Here is a 16,285-nt window from a genome sequence, read left to right on the forward strand (position 1 = left end):
TCGGCTGCCTACGCTGAGGACACCGCCACCCCCGTCCCACGAGAGGCTGTCACGATCACGATGCACCGCGGAACCAAGAACCTCCTCGAAGGAGGCATCACCTTCCTGGTCGGCCTGGGCCTCAAGCTGTTCACGGCCGATGTCGAGATACCCGTGTTCACCCTCACCAAGGTCGGCGTGGTGCTGATGGTCCTCGGCGGCGCGACGGCCGTCGCCGGTCTGCTGCGGACCGTGCTCGACGCGCGCGCCGGCCGCGCGGACCGCACCTCCTCCTGACACCGGGTGCCGACACCCGGTGCACGGACGGCCACCGCCGCTTTCTAGGCTGGGGCGCATGTCCGACGAGTCCCCGCTGCTCCGCAGCCTGCGCGCCGCCGTGGCCGCCGCCCCCGAAGACGTCCCGCTGCGGCTGCACTTCGCCGAGCTGCTCCTCGCGGAGGGACACCACGACGAGGCCGTCGGCCAGGCGGCGGCCGCCCTCCAGCACGCCCCCGGCGACCCGGCCGCCCGCGACCTGATGGTCCGCGCGATGGGCCTCCCGGCCCAGCCCCCGCCGCCCGCGCCCGCCGACTCCCCTGCCGACCCGCCCGCCTTCGACTGGGCCGCCGCCGAGCAGGAGGTCGCGGACCTCGTCGGCCCCCGCTTCACCGACGGCGGTCACGACGACGACGGCGAGGACACGGGCACCGGCACCGGCACCGGCCTGGAGGTGCCGCTGGCCTCCGAGGGCTTCGGCGACCCCGGCGACGCCGCCGCCTGGGACGTCGACGCGCCCGGAGCCGTACGACTCGCCGACGTCGGCGGCATGCGGGAGGTCAAGGAGCGCCTGGAGGCCGCCTTCCTCGCGCCCATGCGCAACCCCGAACTGCGCCGCCTCTACGGCAAGTCGCTGCGCGGCGGACTGCTCCTGTATGGCCCGCCCGGCTGCGGCAAGACGTTCATCGCACGGGCCGTCGCGGGCGAACTCGGCGCGTCCTTCCTGTCGGTGTCGCTCGCGGACATCCTCGACATGTACATCGGGACCTCCGAGCGCAACGTCCACGACATCTTCGAGACCGCCCGCCGCCAGGCCCCCTGCGTCGTCTTCCTCGACGAGCTGGACGCCCTCGGCGCCAAGCGCTCCCGCATGCACCACAGCGGACTGCGCAATGTCGTCAACCAGCTCCTCACCGAGCTCGACGGTGTCGACGGCGACCGCAACGAGGGCGTGTTCGTGCTCGCCGCCACCAACGTCCCCTGGGACGTGGACCTCGCCCTCCGCCGGCCCGGCCGCCTCGACCGCACCCTGCTCGTCCTGCCACCGGACGCCCCGGCCCGCGAGGCGATCCTCCGCTACCACCTGCGCGAGCGGCCCATCGAGTCCGTCGACCTCGGAAAGATCGCCAAGGCGACCGAGGACTTCTCCGGCGCCGACCTCGCCCATGTCTGCGAGTCCGCCGCCGAGGGCGCGCTCCTCGACTCCGCCCGTACCGGCACCATCCGCATGATCACCACCAAGGACCTGCTGCAGGCGGCCCGGCAGATCAAGCCGTCCAGCGAGTCCTGGTTCGCCTCCGCCCGCAACGTGGCGATGTTCGCCAACGACGGCGGCATGTACGACGACCTGCTCACCCACCTGAAGAAGAAGCGCAAGCTGTGACGGCCCCTGACCCGACCGGCCGGGACCTGCTCCAGGCCGACGCGCTCTACGACCTCGGACGCTACGAGCAGGCCGCCGAGGCCGCCGCCCGGCACCTCGCCGCGCACCCCGACGACGCGACCGCGCTCGTCCTGCTCGCCCGCTGCCGGCACCGCCTCGGCGACGAGGCGCAGGCACTCGACCTCGTCGAGCGGGCCCTGCGCGCCGAACCCGACTCCATCGGCGGCTGGCTGATGCGCACCCATGTCCTGCTCACCACCGAGCGGTACGAGCAGGCCGAGGAGTCCGCCCGCCGCGCCGTGGCCCTCGCCCCGCACCACTGGGCCACCCACTACACCCTCGGCACCGTCCTCGACCGCTCGGTACGGCCCGAACGCAAGCGGGCCGCCTACGAGTGCGCCCGCACCGCCGTCTCCCTCGCCCCCGAGGAGAGCGACGCCCACTTCCTCGTCGGCCTCACCGCGCAGCGCCTCGGCAACCACGAGGTCGCCGAGCGGGCGTACGAGACGGCGCTGCGCCTCGACCCGGAGAGCAGCGAGGCCCACAACAACCTCTCGCTGCTCCATCTGCGCCGCCGCTGGTGGCGGCCCGGCTCCTGGACGAAGGCCGCCGAGGGCTTCGTCCAGTCCGCCGCCCTCGACCTCAACGACCGGCAGGCCCGCCACAACCTGGAGACCATGGCCTGGGGCACCGTCGCCGGCTCCCGCTGGGTGGCCCTCGCCGGCTTCGTCGCCGCCTCCATGGCCTCCGTCCACCTGCGCTCCGGCGCCGAGGGCGGCGCGGCGCTCACCGGTGTGCTGCTCGCCGCCGCCGTGATGATCGGCGGCTGGGGCGGCTGGTTCCTGTGGCTGACCCGTCGGGTGCCGCCCCGGCTGCGCCGCCCGCTGCTTCTGGTCTCGCGCGGCTGCAAGCCCGTGATCGCCATGGCGGTGGCGGTGGGCCTGATGGCCCTGCACTCGGCCCTCAGCCTGGTGCTGTGGCGGGTCTCCGCGTTCGGCTCGCTGGCCTTCCCGCTGTTCTGGGGCGCGATCATCACGTACTGGGTGAGCAGGGCCCGCCTGCAGCGCCGCGCCCCCAGGAACTGAGCCCCCTTCCGGCCTGGTCCCGTTCGTCGTCCCGCGTCCCCGTCGCCGCGAAAAACCGCTGTCGCGACCGGACTTCGGCTGCCTAGACTCCACCGCGTACCGACACACCACATCTGTCACGGAACGAAGGGAGACACCCATGCGCGCCACGGCCATCACCGTCACCGCCGCCGCCCGCGTGCATGGTGTCTCTCGTAGCCGGTACGACGTGATCCTGGCCTCTTCGTCGCCCCGGTGCCGGCTGCGCGGCCGCCACCGCTGACCCGCGACGCAACACGGCAGGACCACAGGCCCCTTCAGTTCCTCAGCACCCGGCCGCCTCCTGCCCCCGTGCTCCCGCACACCCCGTCACGGGAATCGCGCTGCCCTGCATCTCCACCGCATCGCACGCGAAGGACCACATCACCATGCGTACCCGCATCCGCAACCTCGGCATCCTGGCCCACGTCGACGCCGGCAAGACCACCCTCACCGAGCGGTTCCTCTACCTCACCGGCGCCACCCACAAGCGCGGCGAGGTCCACGACGGCACCACCGTCACCGACTTCGACCCGCAGGAACGCGACCGCGGCATCACCATCTTCGCCGCGGCCGTCAGCTGCGACTGGGCCGGCCACCGCCTCAATCTGATCGACACCCCCGGCCACGTCGACTTCGCCGACGAGGTCGAGCGCGCGCTGCGCGTCCTGGACGGCGCCGTCGCCGTCTTCGACGCCGTCGCGGGCGTCGAGCCGCAGAGCGAGTCCGTGTGGCGCCAGGCCGACCGGCACGGCGTCCCGCGCCTCGCCTTCGTCAACAAGCTCGACCGTGCGGGCGCCGACCTCGACACGGCCGTCGCCTCCATCCGCGACCGGCTCGGCACCGTACCGCTCGCGGTCCAGCTGCCCATCGGCCGCGAGGACGCCTTCACCGGCGTCGTCGACCTCGTACACCTGCGCGCCCACCTGTGGCGGGCGGGCACCGACACGTACGAGACCGGACCCGTGCCCGAAGCGCTCGCGGACGAAGCGGTACGGCGCCGGCAACGGCTCGCCGAGACCGTCGCCGAACTGCACCCCGGCGCCCTGGAGGAGTACTGCGCCCACGGCACGCTCAGCCCGGAGACCCTGACCGCCGCACTGCGCGACCTCACCCTCACCGGCGAGGCCGTGGTGGTGCTGTGCGGCTCCGCCTACCGCAACCGGGGAGTCGAACCGCTGCTCGACGCCGTCGTCGCCTATCTGCCCGCCCCCGCCGACCTCCCGCCGGTACGGGGCGAGCAGCCCGCCGACCCCACGGCGCCGCTCACCGGGCTCGTCTTCAAGGTCACCACCACACCCATCGGCCGCATGACCTACCTCCGCGTCTACGCGGGCACACTGCGAAAGGGGGACACCGTGCTCGACAGCACCACCGGCCGCACCGAACGCATCGCCCGCATCCTGCGCGTCCAGGCCGACCGCACCACCGAGACCGACCGGGCCACGGCCGGCGACATCGTCGCCGTCGTCGGACCCAAAGCGGCCCGCACCGGCGCCACCCTGTGCGCCACCGACGCGCCCGCCGTCCGGCTCGAACCGCCGGTCTCCGCCGACCCAGTGGTGTCCGTCGCCGTCGAGGCCCGGCAGAGCCGCGACACCGAACGGCTCGCGGTCGCTCTCGCCCGGCTCGCCGAGGAGGACCCCTCGCTGGCCGTGCGGACCGACCCCGAGTCCGGCCAGACGGTGGTTTCCGGCCTCGGCGAACTGCATCTGGAGGTCGCCGTGGAGAAGCTGCGCCGCGCCCACGGTCTCGACGTCACGGTGGGCCGCCCCAAGGTGGCGTACCGCGAGACCCCGGCCGGCGCCGTCACCGGTCTCACCTACCGGCACGTCAAACAGGACGGCGGGGCGGGCCAGTTCGCCGTCGTGGTCCTCGACGTCGCCCCGCTGGGCGAGGGCGAGGACCCCTCCGGGCAGGAGCTGGTGTTCCGGTCCGCGGTGACGGGCGGGCGCGTGCCGCAGGAGTTCGTCCGCGCGGTCGAGGCCGGCTGCCGGGACGCGCTGGCCGACGGACCGCTCGGCGGCCATCCGGTCACCGGCGTCCGGGTCACCCTCACCGACGGGGCCACCCATGTGAAGGACTCCTCCGAGCTCGCCTTCCGCACCGCCGGACGGCTCGCGCTCCGCGAGGCCCTGCGCACGGGCGGCACGACCCTGCTCGAACCGGTCGTCGAGGTCACCGTCACCGCACCCGACAGCGCCGTCGGCACGGTGCTCGGCGACCTGACCGCCCGGCGCGGCCGGATCACCGACTCCACGACCCACGCGGACACGGCGGTCCTCACCGCGACCGTCCCGCTCGCCGCGCTCTTCGGCTACGCGACCCATCTGCGCAGCCGTACCCAGGGCCGGGCCGGCTTCACCACCCGCCCGGCGGGTTACGCCCCGGCGGGCTGAGCGGGCTGAGCGGGCGGAGCGAACGAAGGCCGGGGCCCGGCGCACCTCCGCGCCGGGCCCCGGCTCGGGCCCCCGGCCCCACCGTCAGCCCTCGTGCCCCGCCACCGGAGCGCCGCCGAACCCGATCTCGTTCCCGTCCGGGTCACGGAACGTGGCCTTGCGCACCCCGTTCCCGTATGTCTCGCGCTGGACGGGCAGCAGCCCGCGCTCGGCGATGTCGCCGATCACCGTGTCGAAGTCGTCGACGAACAGGGTGTGCATCGCGTGACCGGCGTGCCCCGGACGGTGCTCGATGTAGAGCGAACGGTGCTGCGCCAGCTCCCACACCGCCTCGATGTCGTTCGGCAGGAACGTGGGCGGCGCGCCGAGCAGCCGCTCGTACCAGGCGAGCGCCGCCGCGTAGTCGCTGACGGCGATTCCGGCGAAGAGAGCCACAGTCATGTTTCCGAGCCTAGGCGGTGGGCGGATGATCAGCCCGGGGGAGGAAGGCCGGGCGTAGTGACGGGTCCACCGGGTCGTAGTAGCGGTGGAAGACCGGGGTGGCCGAGCCGGAGACAGGAGGAACGATCCAGCTCCAGTCGGCCGGGGTCGGCCGGCCGTGCCGGGTCTCCTGCGCGATGTGCCGCAGGAACCGCTCGGACTCGGTGTGGTGGTCCGCCATCGTCACGCCCGCCTCCTGGAAGGAGTGCAGCACCGCCACGTTCAGCTCGACCAGCGCCCGGTCCCGCCACAGCGTGCGCTCGCTCGACCGGTCGAGGCCGAGCCCGTCCGCCACCCGCGGCAGCAGGTCGTACCGCTCGCCGTCCGCCAGGTTCCGGGCGCCTATCTCCGTGCCCATGTACCAGCCGTTGAACGGCGCCGCCGGATACCGGATCCCGCCGATCTCCAGGACCATGTCGCTGATCGCCGGCACCGTGTACCAGCGCAGCCCCAGGTCGGCGAAGAACGGATGGTCCGGATGGCGCAGCGGCACCTCCGTCACCGTGCCGTCCGGCAGCTCGAACCACTCCGGCCGCGAGCCGGGCCGCTCCCGCACCATCAGCGGCAGCACCTGGAACTCCTCCTGATCCCGCTTCCAGCCGAGGGCCCGCGCCTCCGCCGTGAGCCCGGCGCCGCGCGGATCGCCCACCCAGGACCCGCCCGCCGTGCGGTGCCCCGCGTAGCGGACCAGCTGGTCGTTGACGATCCGCGGGGCCGGCCGCCCCGGCCGGTCCGGCGCGAAGACGGAGATCACCGGGCGGATCCGGCCGCCGTTCGCGGCCACCCGCAGATGCTCGAAGCACTCCTCGGCGATCTCGTCGGGAGCCGTCACCCGCCGCAGGTCGCGCACCACCAGGCTGCGCCAGTACAGACGCCCGATGCAGCGCGCCGCGTTCCGCCACGCGACCTTCGCGCCGAAGGCCAGCTCGGCGGGGGAGTGGACGTAGGTCCCGGTCCGGTCGACCTCGGCGAGCACCTCCCGTACCCGCGCCTCCGCGTCACCGGCGTGCGGCTGCTCCTCGTGGAACTGGCGGACGAACCGCTCGGCCTCCTGCCGGAGCGGCGAGGCCGTCGGCGGCGGCTGCCGTACGGCCCCGGGTACGGCGGTGCCGTGCGGGTACGGACAAGCGGGCGCGACGGGCGCGACGGGGGTGACGGGCGCGACGGGGGCGGACTTGCGGCGGCGACTCAGACTGAAGACCAAGGTGTTCCCTCCCTGGCCCCATGACTACCGTACGCATGCGCACAGGTGTGGAGAGTAGTCGAAAACGCGCCTGGCGCGGCCTCTGCGCTGATATGGTGCCCGGCCCCCGGGCCACGACCGGCCCCACGGAGTCCCGCCCCGCGCCCCGTCGAACCCGTGCGGCGCCTAGCGCGTGGCGTCGAGCACCAGCTTGCCGCGCGTCCGGTTGGCCGCGCCGAGCCGGTGCGCCTCCGCCGCCTCGCCGAGCGGGAAGGTCCGCTCCACCTCGACCCGTACGGCGCCCGCGTCGACCAGCTCCGCGATCGCCGCCAGAGCGGGGGCGTCAGGCTCGACGATCATCGAGGCGGTCCGCACCCCCGCCGCCGCACCGGCCGCGGCAAGGGCCTCCGACACGCCCTCGGGGAAGGAGATGACCAGACCGCCCGGCCGGGTCACCGCGACCGAGCGCACATCGGTGTCGTCCACCCGGCCCATCAGATCGAGCACCACGTCCACCGGCTCCATGACCTCCTCGAAACGCTCGCGCGTGTAGTCGATCGTCTGCGCCGCGCCCAGCTCCTTCAGCCACGCGTGCCGCGGCTCCCGGGCGGTGGCGACCACCTCGGCGCCCAGGTGCCGGGCGAACTGCACGGCCAGATGCCCGACACCGCCGGCTGCCGCGTGCACGAGCACCCGCTGCCCGGCCGTCACCCGCGCCGTGTCCACCAGACCCTGCCAGGCGGTGAGCGCCGCGAGCGGCAGCGCCGCCGCCTCCACGTGCCCGACCGAGGCGGGCTTGCGGGCGAACTGCCGGGACGGGGCCGTCACGTACTCCGCGTAACCCCCGGCCGCCCGCGGGAACCACGGCATCCCGTACACCTCGTCGCCCGGCCGGAACGTGGTGACACCCGGCCCGACCGCCTCCACCACCCCCGACACGTCCCAGCCGAGCACCAGCGGCAGCGTGTAGAGCCCGGCGAGGCCGACCTTCCCGTCCCGCACCTTCCAGTCCACCGGATTGATCCCGGCCGCGTGAACGCGCACCAGGATCTCGGTGGGCAGCGGCTCCGGCCGCCGCACCTCCGTCACGGCCAGCCGCTCGGGGCCGCCGAACTCCGCCAGGGTCACGGCCCGCATGGTCGTCTCGCTCACGCTCATGGTCATCCTTCGTCTCACATGGTCAGACCGGGGTGGAAGCCCCGGCAGACCCCAGGGTTTCCCGGCCCGGCTCGTGCGCGTGAGTGGCCGGAAGGACAGCTGTCGTACCATTCCAGCCATGGCCACCCCGGAACCGCACCGCGTCGCCGTCCTCGCCCTCGACGGCGTCATGCCCCTCGACCTCGGCGTCCCTGCCCGCGTCTTCAACGAGGCCCGCGACGAACAGGGCGAACGCCTCTACACCCTGGTCACCTGCTCCCTCGGCGGCCGCCCGGTCCGCACCGCCGAGGACTTCCGGCTCGTCCTCGACCACGACGAGTCGGCCCTCGCCACCGCCGACACCGTGGTCATCGCCACCCAGGAACCCAGCGAGGAACTGCTCGCCACCGGCCGGCTGCCCGACGAACTCGCCGCGGCCCTCGCCCTGATCCGCCCCGAGACCCGGGTCGTCAGCCTCTGCACCTCCGCCTTCCTGCTCGCCGCCGCCGGCCTCCTCGACGGCCACCGCGCCACCACGCACTGGGCCCTCTGCGACGCCTTCGGCCGCCTCTTCCCCGAGGTCGACGTCGACCCCGACGTGCTCTTCGTCGACAGCGGGCGCGTGCTCACCTCGGCCGGCGGCGCGGCCGGCATCGACCTGTGCCTCCATCTCGTCCGCCGCGACCACGGGGCCGCCGTGGCGGGCGCCGCCGCCCGCCGCTGCGTCGTCGCCCCGTGGCGCGAGGGCGGACAGGCCCAGTTCATCGAGCACCCCGTCCCCGCCGACGCCGACCGCTCCACCTCGGCCACCCGCCAATGGGTCCTCGACCGCCTCGCCGAACCGCTCACCCTCAAGGACCTGGCCCGCCACGCGCACATGAGCGAACGGACCTTCACCCGCCGATTCCGCGCCGAGGTCGGCACCAGCCCGCTGAAATGGCTGATCCAGTGCCGCCTGGGCCACGCCCGGCACCTCCTGGAGACCACCGACCTCACCGTCGCCGGCATCGCCACCGCCTGCGGCTTCGGCGACCCGGTCGCCCTGCGCAAGCACTTCCACAGCCATCTCGGCCTCTCCCCGCTGGCCTACCGCGCCGCCCACCGCGCCCCGGCCCCTGCCCCCGGCCTGGTCCCGTCGCCCGTCTAGGCGTTGCCCCGCGTTGCCCCGCGTTGCCCCGCCTTGCCCCGCGTGGCCCATGCGGCCGTGCGCGGCCCGCGCCGCCGCGCCAGGATCGAGAGGATCCGGCACCCACACCCGGCACCCAGGGACACGGAGGCGGCGATGAGCGCAGGTTGGGACCCCCGGCCCCCGCAGGACACCGACGCGGGCGAGTTCCGCCCGCCACTCGACGTGCCCGGGCCCGGGCAGCAGCGCCGCTGGACGGTGTTCCTGCGCTGGCTGCTGCTCATCCCACAGTTCATCGTGGTGATGGTGCTGTCCGTCGCCGCGTTCTTCGTGACGATCGTCGGCTGGTTCGCCGCCCTCGTACTCGGCCGGCTGCCCGACCCGATCCACTCGTTCCTCGGCGACGTCCTCGCCTACCAGACCCGGGTGACGGCCAGTTCGACGCTGCTCGTCGACCGCTACCCGCCGTTCGCCTTCGACGCCTCCGGCTACCCCGTACAGATCGAACTGCGCCAGACCCCGCTCAACCGGCTCGCCGTGCTCTTCCGCATCATCCTGATGATCCCGGCGGCCATCGTCAGCGGTCTCGCCCAGTCCGGCTGGTTCGCCATCGGCTGGGTGTTCTGGATCATCACCGTCATCCTGGGCCGGCTGCCCGAGCCCGTGTTCGCCGCGACGGCGGCCGTCGTCCGCTACCGCATGCGGTTCAGCGCGTACACGATGATGCTGACCCCCGTGTACCCCAAGGGCGTCTTCGGCGACGAACCCGCGCCCGCCGCCCAGCAGCCCGTGTCGGCCACCCGCCCCCTGGTCCTCGGCACCCCCGCCAAGGTCCTGGTCTGGGTCTTCCTGATCCTCGGCCTCGCGGGCCAGATCACCAACGGCACCGTCACCCGCGGCGACGACGCCTCCTACGACGACTACCGCCCGCCGAGCCCGGTGCGCGTCGCGCCTTAGGGGCCGGCCTCCGGGCGGCGCGGTCAGCCGTGGGGCAGGACCACGGCCCGTCCGTCGACGCGCCCCTCGTGCAGCCGCTCGTACGCGAGCGGTGCCTCGTCCATCCCGTACGTCTCGACGTGGACGTCCACGGCACCGGCCCGGGCCAGGTCGAGCACCTCGATGAGCTCCGCCCGGGTGCCCCAGTAAGGCGCGGTGACCGTGGCCTCGTACGGCAGCGCGCCGAAGCCCACCGGCAGCGTGCCGCCGCCGAGCCCGACGATGGTGACGTCGCCCTCGACCGCGACCATGGCGCCCGCCGCGGTGGCCGTCGGCGGCGCGCCCACGAAGTCGAGGACGACCTCGGCGCCGAGCCCGCCGGTCAGCTCCCGCACGGCCCCGGCCGCCGAGGCGTCGGAGAGCACCGTCTCGTGCGCGCCGACGGCCCTCGCAAGCGCCAGCTTCTCCTCGCTGACGTCCAGGGCCACCACCCGCGCGGCGGTCATCGCCCGCAGCAGCTGGACGGCCACGTGCCCGAGCCCGCCGGTGCCGATGACGACCGCCGTGCTGCCGGGCAGCAGCTTCGGCAGCGAGCGCTTGATCGCGTGGTACGGCGTGAGGCCGGCGTCCGTGAGCGGCACGGTCTTCACAGCGTCGAGGTCGCCGAGCGGCACCAGGTGCCGGGCGCTGTCGACCAGGAGGTACTCGGCGATGGCGCCGGGCGCGCCCAGACCCGGCGGCCGGATGCCCAGCTCGGCGGCGCGCAGGCAGTAGTTCTCCCTGCCCTCCGCGCACTTGGCGCAGCTGCCGCAGCCCCAGGGCCCGTAGACCGCCACCGGGTCGCCGATCGCGAACCCGGTGGCGCCCGCGCCCAGGGCGGCGACCGTGCCGACGCCCTCGTGGCCGAGGGTGAGCGGCAGCGTGAACGGGATCTGTTCCGCCGGCCAGCTCATGACGGCGATGTCGGAGTGGCAGACACCGGCCGCGGTGACCTTGAGCAGCACCTGCCCCGGGCCGGGCTCCGGATCGGGAACGGTGACGACCTCGGGGGCGGCGCCGGGGGAGCGGTACTGCAGTGCCTTCATGGGGTGGTCCCTTCCGGTGCGGTGTTCCGATGGCCGATGGCCGATGGCCGACGGCCGGTGTCCTGCTCTTCCCAGCAGAACCTGTCCCGGCGCGGCGCGCAGCACGGGACGGTCTCCCGGAGCGGGCGGAAGAGGGGAGCCGGGGGCGCCCCGGTGCGTCCCGCCGGGCCCGGCGGGACCCCCGGGTTACGGTCGGCGCCATGCGCGAAGACGGAGGTGCGGATCCGGCGGGACAGCGGGGCTGGCTGCGGTGCCTGCTCGCCGGGGCGGTGTTCGTCGTCTGCATGGCCGGCACCACCCTGCCGACCCCGCTCTACCCGCTCTACCAGCAGGAGTTCGGCTTCTCCGAGCTGACCGTGACCGTCGTCTACGCGGTGTACGCGTTCGGCGTCATCGGCGTGCTGCTGCTCGCCGGCAACGCCTCCGACACCGTCGGCCGGCGCCCCGCCCTGCTGTGGGGCCTCGGCTTCGCGGCGGCCAGCGCCGGCTGCTTCCTCGCCGCCGACGGACTGCCCTGGCTGTACGCGGGCCGGCTGTTCTCGGGCCTGTCGGCCGGCCTCTTCACCGGCGCGGCCACCGCCTACGTCCTGGAGCTCGCCCCGCCCGGAGGCGCCTCCCGTGCCACCTTCGTGGCCACCGCCGCCAATATGGGCGGCCTCGGCTGCGGACCCCTGCTCGCGGGCCTCCTCGCCGAGTACGCCTCCGACCCGCTGACGCTGCCCTTCGTCGTCCACCTCGCCCTGGTGGCCGCCTCCGTGCTCGTCCTGCTCCGCCTGCCCGAGACCGTCACCGACCGGCGCCCGCTGTCTGCCGTACGCCCCCAGCGGCCCGCGCTGCCGCCACAGGTCCGGGCGGTGTTCGTGCCGTCCGCCGTCGCCGCCTTCGTCGGATTCGCGCTCTTCGGCGTCTTCACCTCGGTCAGCCCCGCCTTCCTCGCCCGCTACCTCCACGTCGACAACCACGCCGTCAGCGGCCTCGTCGTCGCCCTCGCCTTCTTCGCCTCCACCGCGGGACAGCTCGCCGTCAGCCGCGTCGGCGTCGCCCGCTCCCTGCCGCTCGGCTGCGCCGTCCTCCTCGCCGGCCTGCTCCTCCTCGGCGGCGCCCTCTACACCGACACCCTCGCCCTCGTCGTCCTGTCCGCCCTGGTCGGCGGCACCGGCCAGGGCCTCGCCTTCCGCGCCGCGATCGCCGCCGTCGCCCAGGCCGCCCCCGCCGACCGCCGCGCGGCCGTCATCTCCACCCTCTTCGTCGTCGCCTACGCCGGCATCTCCGTCCCCGTCATCGGCGTCGGGCTGCTCGCCGACCCCCTCGGCCTCGAAGGCGCGGGCCTCGTCTTCATCGCCTGCATGCTGGTGCTGATCGTCCTCGCGGCCGGCTATCTGCTCCGCAGGCCGGTGCGGGCGGAGGCGAGGCGGTGACGGGGGGAAATTCCGCGTGACAGGCGGTCCCGGCCTCGGCGACCATCGACCGGTGTCCACGGAACGCGCCCTTCGCCGGCTTCTCCACCTGCGGATCGTCGGCCGGCCCGGAGCCGCCGAGGTCCGACCTGTCGTCGACGGTCATGACCTGCTGGCGGACATCACCTCCCGCTTTCGCGGTGCGAGCCCCCGCCACCTGCTGGACCCGGACGAGATGCCGCTGCACGCCGGTGCCATGCCGCACGAGGTCCGGCTGGCAGGCGGCGGATGCGGCGAGGAGAGCTGCTGCGGCGCCCTCTACGCAACCGTGGAGCAGGACGGCGACGACGTGGTCTGGGCGGGTTGGCGCGACCCGGCCGACCCCGGACTGCGGCTGCCTGACCTGCTCTTCGACGCCGAGCAGTACGAGGCGGAGGTACGGCGCGCGACCGCGGACCGCGGCTGGGAGTGGCCGGCCTGCGCGGTCGCCCGGCTCCTGGAGGCCGCGCTGCGGCGGCGCGCGGACCGGCTCGCCCGCTGGGAGTGCGAACTGGAGGCGGTTTGGGCTGCCCGCGACGAACCCGACCGCATCCACGTCGTCCTGATGCACCCCGGCATCGACCCCGAACCCGGCCGCCCCTGGCTCCAGTTCGGCCTGACCCTCCCCGTCTACGACCACGACCCCGCCCGGCAGGCCGCGCGCCTGGAGGCCCGTCTCACGGCCGGTGACCCGCGCGCCGTCGCCGAGGTGTGGGGCGGCTCGTGGGACGCGGATCGACTCGGCTACCCCTGGCCGCCCACCCTGCCGGAGTGACGGGAGGCCGGGGCGCACACCTCGACCGGACGCAGCACCGTCAGAGCACCCTCGCGGCGCGCCACCATCGCGAACCCGAACCGGTCCGCCTCCAGACAGAGCGCGACATCCTCCGCGTGCACCCCGCGATAGCCCCGGCGCACCCCCTCCGCGAGTTCGCCCGCGGCGCGCGAGTCCCGCGCCCGCCGAACGTACGGAGCCACATCGGGCCCGGCCCCGGCGTCGCCGTCGCCGTCGCCGAGCAGCCGCGCGATGTACTCGGCGCAGGCCAGGTCCTCCGCCGCCCGCCCGTCGACGGTGAAGGCGCGCATGACGTCGACGACGACGGCGGTACGGGGCGGACTGCCGGTCAGCCCGGGGATGCCGAGGAAGCGATGGCGGTGGTCGCGGTCCGTCGTCGGCGCGTCCTCGGCCGCCTCAGTCGCTGCCGCCACCCTCGCCCCCGCCGTTCCCGAGGAACTGCTGCTCCTGCGACTGCCGCCGGCGGCCCGACCGCTGCGCGCCACGGACCAGCTCACCGGCGGCGAGCGTCACGGCCGCCACACCCCGCACCCAGCGCGGTCCGCCGCGTGCCGCCCAGACGACACAGCCGCAGCCCGCGACGGCCAGTACGAGGACACCGCTCAGGACGAGCAGGATCATGCGCGTTCCCCCCTTGTTTCCCGGTTGCCCGGTTCTCCCGGCGCTCCGGGATCTTGCGTGGTCGGTGCCATTCTTCCAGCCCGCGGGCCCGCGCTGGCAGCCGTACGCCTCCCGGTGGCACGCTGAGAGGAGGACAGAAGGGCTCCGCACCGGACGACACGCGGGAGGACCCGATGGGACGAGACGTCCCGGCGCAGACGTTCACCCGTGACGACCGCCGCCGGTTCCGCGACCGGACGCACACCTGCCTCGACGTGCTCGCCCGTCTGCTGCGCGAGTCACGCTTCGACGTCGAGCGGCCACAGGTCGGCCTGGAGATCGAACTCAACCTCGTCGACGAGAACGCCCGCCCCGCCATGCGGAGCTCCGAGGCCCTCGAAGCCATCGCGGACCCCGCCTGGTCCAGCGAGCTCGGCCGCTTCAACCTGGAGATCAACCTCGCGCCCCGCCGCTTCGCCGCCGGCGGCGGCCCCGAGGCCTGGGAGAGCGAGATCCGCGCGGCCCTCGACCACGCCGAGGAACGCGCCTCCGCGGTCGGCGCCCACCTCGTCATGATCGGCGTCCTGCCCACGCTGGAACGCGCCGACGTCGACCACCACGCCCTCTCCGAGAACCCCCGCTACCACCTCCTCAACGAGCAGATCTTCGCCGCGCGGGGCGAAGACCTCCTCATCGAGATCGACGGCGTCGAACGGCTCGTCACCTACGCCGACACCATCACCCCCGAGGCCGCCTGCACCAGCACCCAGTTCCATCTCCAGGTCGCCCCCGAGGAGTTCGCCGACCACTGGAACGCCGCCCAGGCCATCGCCGGCGTCCAGATCGCCCTCGCCGCCAACTCGCCCTTCCTCTTCGGCCGCGAACTGTGGAGCGAGACCCGCATCCCGCTCTTCGAACAGGCCACCGACACCCGCCCCGACGAGATCAGGATCCAGGGCGTGCGCCCCCGCGTCTGGTTCGGCGAACGCTGGATCACCAGCGTCTTCGACCTCTTCGAGGAGAACACCCGCTACTTCCCCGCCCTGCTCCCGCTGGTCGACGACGAGGACCCGGAAGCCACCCTCGACCGCGGCGAGATACCGCACCTCGCCGAACTCACCCTCCACAACGGCACCGTCTACCGCTGGAACCGGCCCGTGTACGCCGTCGTCGACGGCGTCCCGCACCTCCGCGTCGAGAACCGCGTCCTGCCCGCCGGCCCCACCGTCGCCGACGTGATGGCCAACGGTGCTTTCTACTACGGGCTCCTGCGCGCCCTCGTCGACGAGGACCGCCCCGTCTGGACCCGGATGTCCTTTTCCGCCGCCGAGGACAACCTGCACACCGCCGCCCGCCGCGGCATCGACGCCGAACTCTTCTGGCCCGGCATGGGCCAGATCCCCGTCACCGAACTGGTCCTGCGCCGCCTGCTCCCGCTCGCCCACCGCGGCCTGGAACGCCTCGGCCTCGACACCGCGTGGCGCGAACCCCTCCTCGGGATCGTCGAACAGCGCTGCGTCAGCGCCCGCAACGGTGCCGTGTGGCAGTCCGAGACCTTCCACCACCTCCACGACGTCACCCACCTGCCCCGCCCCGAGGCACTGCGCCGGATGACCCGCCAGTACATCGACTACATGCACCTCAACGCCCCCGCGCACACCTGGCCGGTGGACTGACCGACCGGCGGCCGGCGGCACTGTCGGTGCCGGGTGCCAGAGTGGACGTACCAGGCCGGACCACGGCCGGACACGGGAGGGAACAGCGGCTGTGGGGGACTACTTCGAGCGGGTCGTCGACATCGAAGCCACGGCGGAGGAGGCCGGCCCGCTCGCGGCCCGCGTCCTGGACCGGCTCGTCGCCGAGGGCATCCTGACCCGCGAACCGGACCGCGAAGGGATGTACAGCCTGTACGCGGACGAGGGCTTCGCCGCCGGCCCCGAGTGGGCCCGCGCCCTCCAGACCGAACCCGGCTGGGGCCCGGGCCCGGTCGCCGTCATCACCGGCCGCCACCACTTCGTCGGCGGCCAGGGAGAGGACGACGCCGAATACGCCGTCTGCCCGCGCTGCGCCGCCCGTACCACCTTCATCGACTACCCGAACTCCTTCGAGCCGGACGAGCGGACCTGGGCCCCCTTCCGGTCCGCCGTCGAAGCCTGGGAGGCCGGCGGTACGGGCGAGGCCACCTGCCCCGCCTGCGCCACCCCCTCCCCGGTCACCGACTGGCAGTGGGGCGACCCCTACGCGCTGGGCACGGTCTGCTTCGAGTTCTGGGGCTGGCCCCCGCTCTCGGACGCCTTCGTCGCCGACCTCACCGCCCGCCTCGGCCACCGCACGGTCCGGCACATGGGCAAGTTCTGATGGGCCC

16 protein-coding genes are annotated in these 16,285 nt (G+C 74.0%); 10 read left to right on the plus strand and 6 right to left on the minus strand.

Annotated elements, in window-relative coordinates; all coding sequences use genetic code 11:
- Positions 1-60 precede the first annotated feature (60 nt).
- The 4 genes from JAO84_RS35345 (at position 61) to fusA (ending at position 5,141) form a co-directional block, all read left to right on the plus strand.
- Positions 61-276 carry a DUF5708 family protein gene (locus JAO84_RS35345; RefSeq protein WP_370416530.1) on the plus strand — a complete coding sequence of 72 codons (216 nt, stop codon included), beginning with the start codon at positions 61-63 and terminating at the stop codon, positions 274-276.
- Positions 277-334: 58 nt separating this feature from the next.
- The gene (locus JAO84_RS35350; protein ID WP_370416531.1) at positions 335-1,639 is read left to right on the plus strand and encodes a tetratricopeptide repeat protein; all 1,305 of its coding nucleotides are present in this window, start codon (positions 335-337) and stop codon (positions 1,637-1,639) included.
- Positions 1,636-2,724, plus strand: a complete 1,089-nt coding sequence (locus JAO84_RS35355) for a tetratricopeptide repeat protein (RefSeq protein ID WP_370416532.1) — start codon at positions 1,636-1,638, stop codon at positions 2,722-2,724. The genes JAO84_RS35350 and JAO84_RS35355 overlap by 4 nt, the downstream gene beginning before the upstream one ends.
- A 407-nt stretch (positions 2,725-3,131) precedes the next feature.
- On the plus strand, positions 3,132-5,141 hold the full coding sequence (gene fusA, locus JAO84_RS35360) for an elongation factor G (protein WP_370416533.1): 2,010 nt from the start codon (positions 3,132-3,134) through the stop codon (positions 5,139-5,141).
- An 84-nt stretch (positions 5,142-5,225) separates the two neighbouring features.
- On the opposite strand, the gene JAO84_RS35365 is transcribed toward fusA, so the two are convergent.
- The 3 genes from JAO84_RS35365 to JAO84_RS35375 form a co-directional block, all read right to left on the minus strand.
- Positions 5,226-5,582 (minus strand): VOC family protein, encoded by a 357-nt coding sequence (locus tag JAO84_RS35365; protein WP_370416534.1) that lies wholly within the window; start codon positions 5,580-5,582, stop codon positions 5,226-5,228.
- Positions 5,583-5,592: 10 nt separating this feature from the next.
- Positions 5,593-6,825 carry a nitric oxide synthase oxygenase gene (locus JAO84_RS35370; RefSeq protein ID WP_370416535.1) on the minus strand — a complete coding sequence of 411 codons (1,233 nt, stop codon included), beginning with the start codon at positions 6,823-6,825 and terminating at the stop codon, positions 5,593-5,595.
- A 165-nt stretch (positions 6,826-6,990) separates the two neighbouring features.
- Entirely contained in the window at positions 6,991-7,956 is a 966-nt protein-coding gene (locus JAO84_RS35375) for an NADP-dependent oxidoreductase (RefSeq protein WP_370416536.1), read from the minus strand.
- Between the two features lie 124 nt (positions 7,957-8,080).
- Between JAO84_RS35375 and JAO84_RS35380 the strand changes: the two genes are divergently transcribed.
- Both JAO84_RS35380 and JAO84_RS35385 read left to right on the plus strand, forming a co-directional pair.
- Complete coding sequence (locus JAO84_RS35380) at positions 8,081-9,088, plus strand: GlxA family transcriptional regulator (RefSeq protein ID WP_370416537.1); 1,008 nt, start codon at positions 8,081-8,083, stop codon at positions 9,086-9,088.
- 135 nt (positions 9,089-9,223) lie between these two features.
- Entirely contained in the window at positions 9,224-10,024 is an 801-nt protein-coding gene (locus tag JAO84_RS35385) for a DUF4389 domain-containing protein (protein WP_370416538.1), read from the plus strand.
- Positions 10,025-10,047: 23 nt separating this feature from the next.
- Here the strand turns inward: JAO84_RS35385 and JAO84_RS35390 are convergent, their stop codons facing one another.
- Positions 10,048-11,088 carry an NAD(P)-dependent alcohol dehydrogenase gene (locus JAO84_RS35390; RefSeq protein ID WP_370416539.1) on the minus strand — a complete coding sequence of 347 codons (1,041 nt, stop codon included), beginning with the start codon at positions 11,086-11,088 and terminating at the stop codon, positions 10,048-10,050.
- Between the two features lie 200 nt (positions 11,089-11,288).
- Between JAO84_RS35390 and JAO84_RS35395 the strand changes: the two genes are divergently transcribed.
- Positions 11,289-12,506, plus strand: coding sequence for an MFS transporter (locus JAO84_RS35395; RefSeq protein ID WP_370416540.1), 1,218 nt, complete (start codon positions 11,289-11,291; stop codon positions 12,504-12,506).
- A 52-nt stretch (positions 12,507-12,558) separates the two neighbouring features.
- Positions 12,559-13,299, plus strand: a complete 741-nt coding sequence (locus JAO84_RS35400) for a hypothetical protein (protein WP_370416541.1) — start codon at positions 12,559-12,561, stop codon at positions 13,297-13,299.
- Here the strand turns inward: JAO84_RS35400 and JAO84_RS35405 are convergent.
- Both JAO84_RS35405 and JAO84_RS35410 read right to left on the minus strand, forming a co-directional pair.
- Positions 13,269-13,733, minus strand: a complete 465-nt coding sequence (locus JAO84_RS35405) for a hypothetical protein (protein WP_370416542.1) — start codon at positions 13,731-13,733, stop codon at positions 13,269-13,271. The genes JAO84_RS35400 and JAO84_RS35405 overlap by 31 nt on opposite strands.
- Entirely contained in the window at positions 13,717-13,941 is a 225-nt protein-coding gene (locus JAO84_RS35410; protein WP_370416543.1) for a hypothetical protein, read from the minus strand. The genes JAO84_RS35405 and JAO84_RS35410 overlap by 17 nt, the downstream gene beginning before the upstream one ends.
- Before the next feature lie 173 nt (positions 13,942-14,114).
- Here JAO84_RS35410 and JAO84_RS35415 point away from each other — a divergent pair, with 173 nt between their 5' ends.
- Positions 14,115-15,596 carry a glutamate-cysteine ligase family protein gene (locus tag JAO84_RS35415; RefSeq protein WP_370416544.1) on the plus strand — a complete coding sequence of 494 codons (1,482 nt, stop codon included), beginning with the start codon at positions 14,115-14,117 and terminating at the stop codon, positions 15,594-15,596.
- 91 nt (positions 15,597-15,687) lie between these two features.
- A complete protein-coding gene (locus tag JAO84_RS35420; RefSeq protein WP_370416545.1) occupies positions 15,688-16,278 on the plus strand; it encodes a hypothetical protein in 591 nt (196 codons plus the stop codon).
- Positions 16,279-16,285 lie beyond the last annotated feature (7 nt).

Origin of the sequence: Streptomyces fradiae (assembly GCF_041270065.1) — a bacterium.
In the GTDB taxonomy this organism is placed as follows: domain Bacteria; phylum Actinomycetota; class Actinomycetes; order Streptomycetales; family Streptomycetaceae; genus Streptomyces.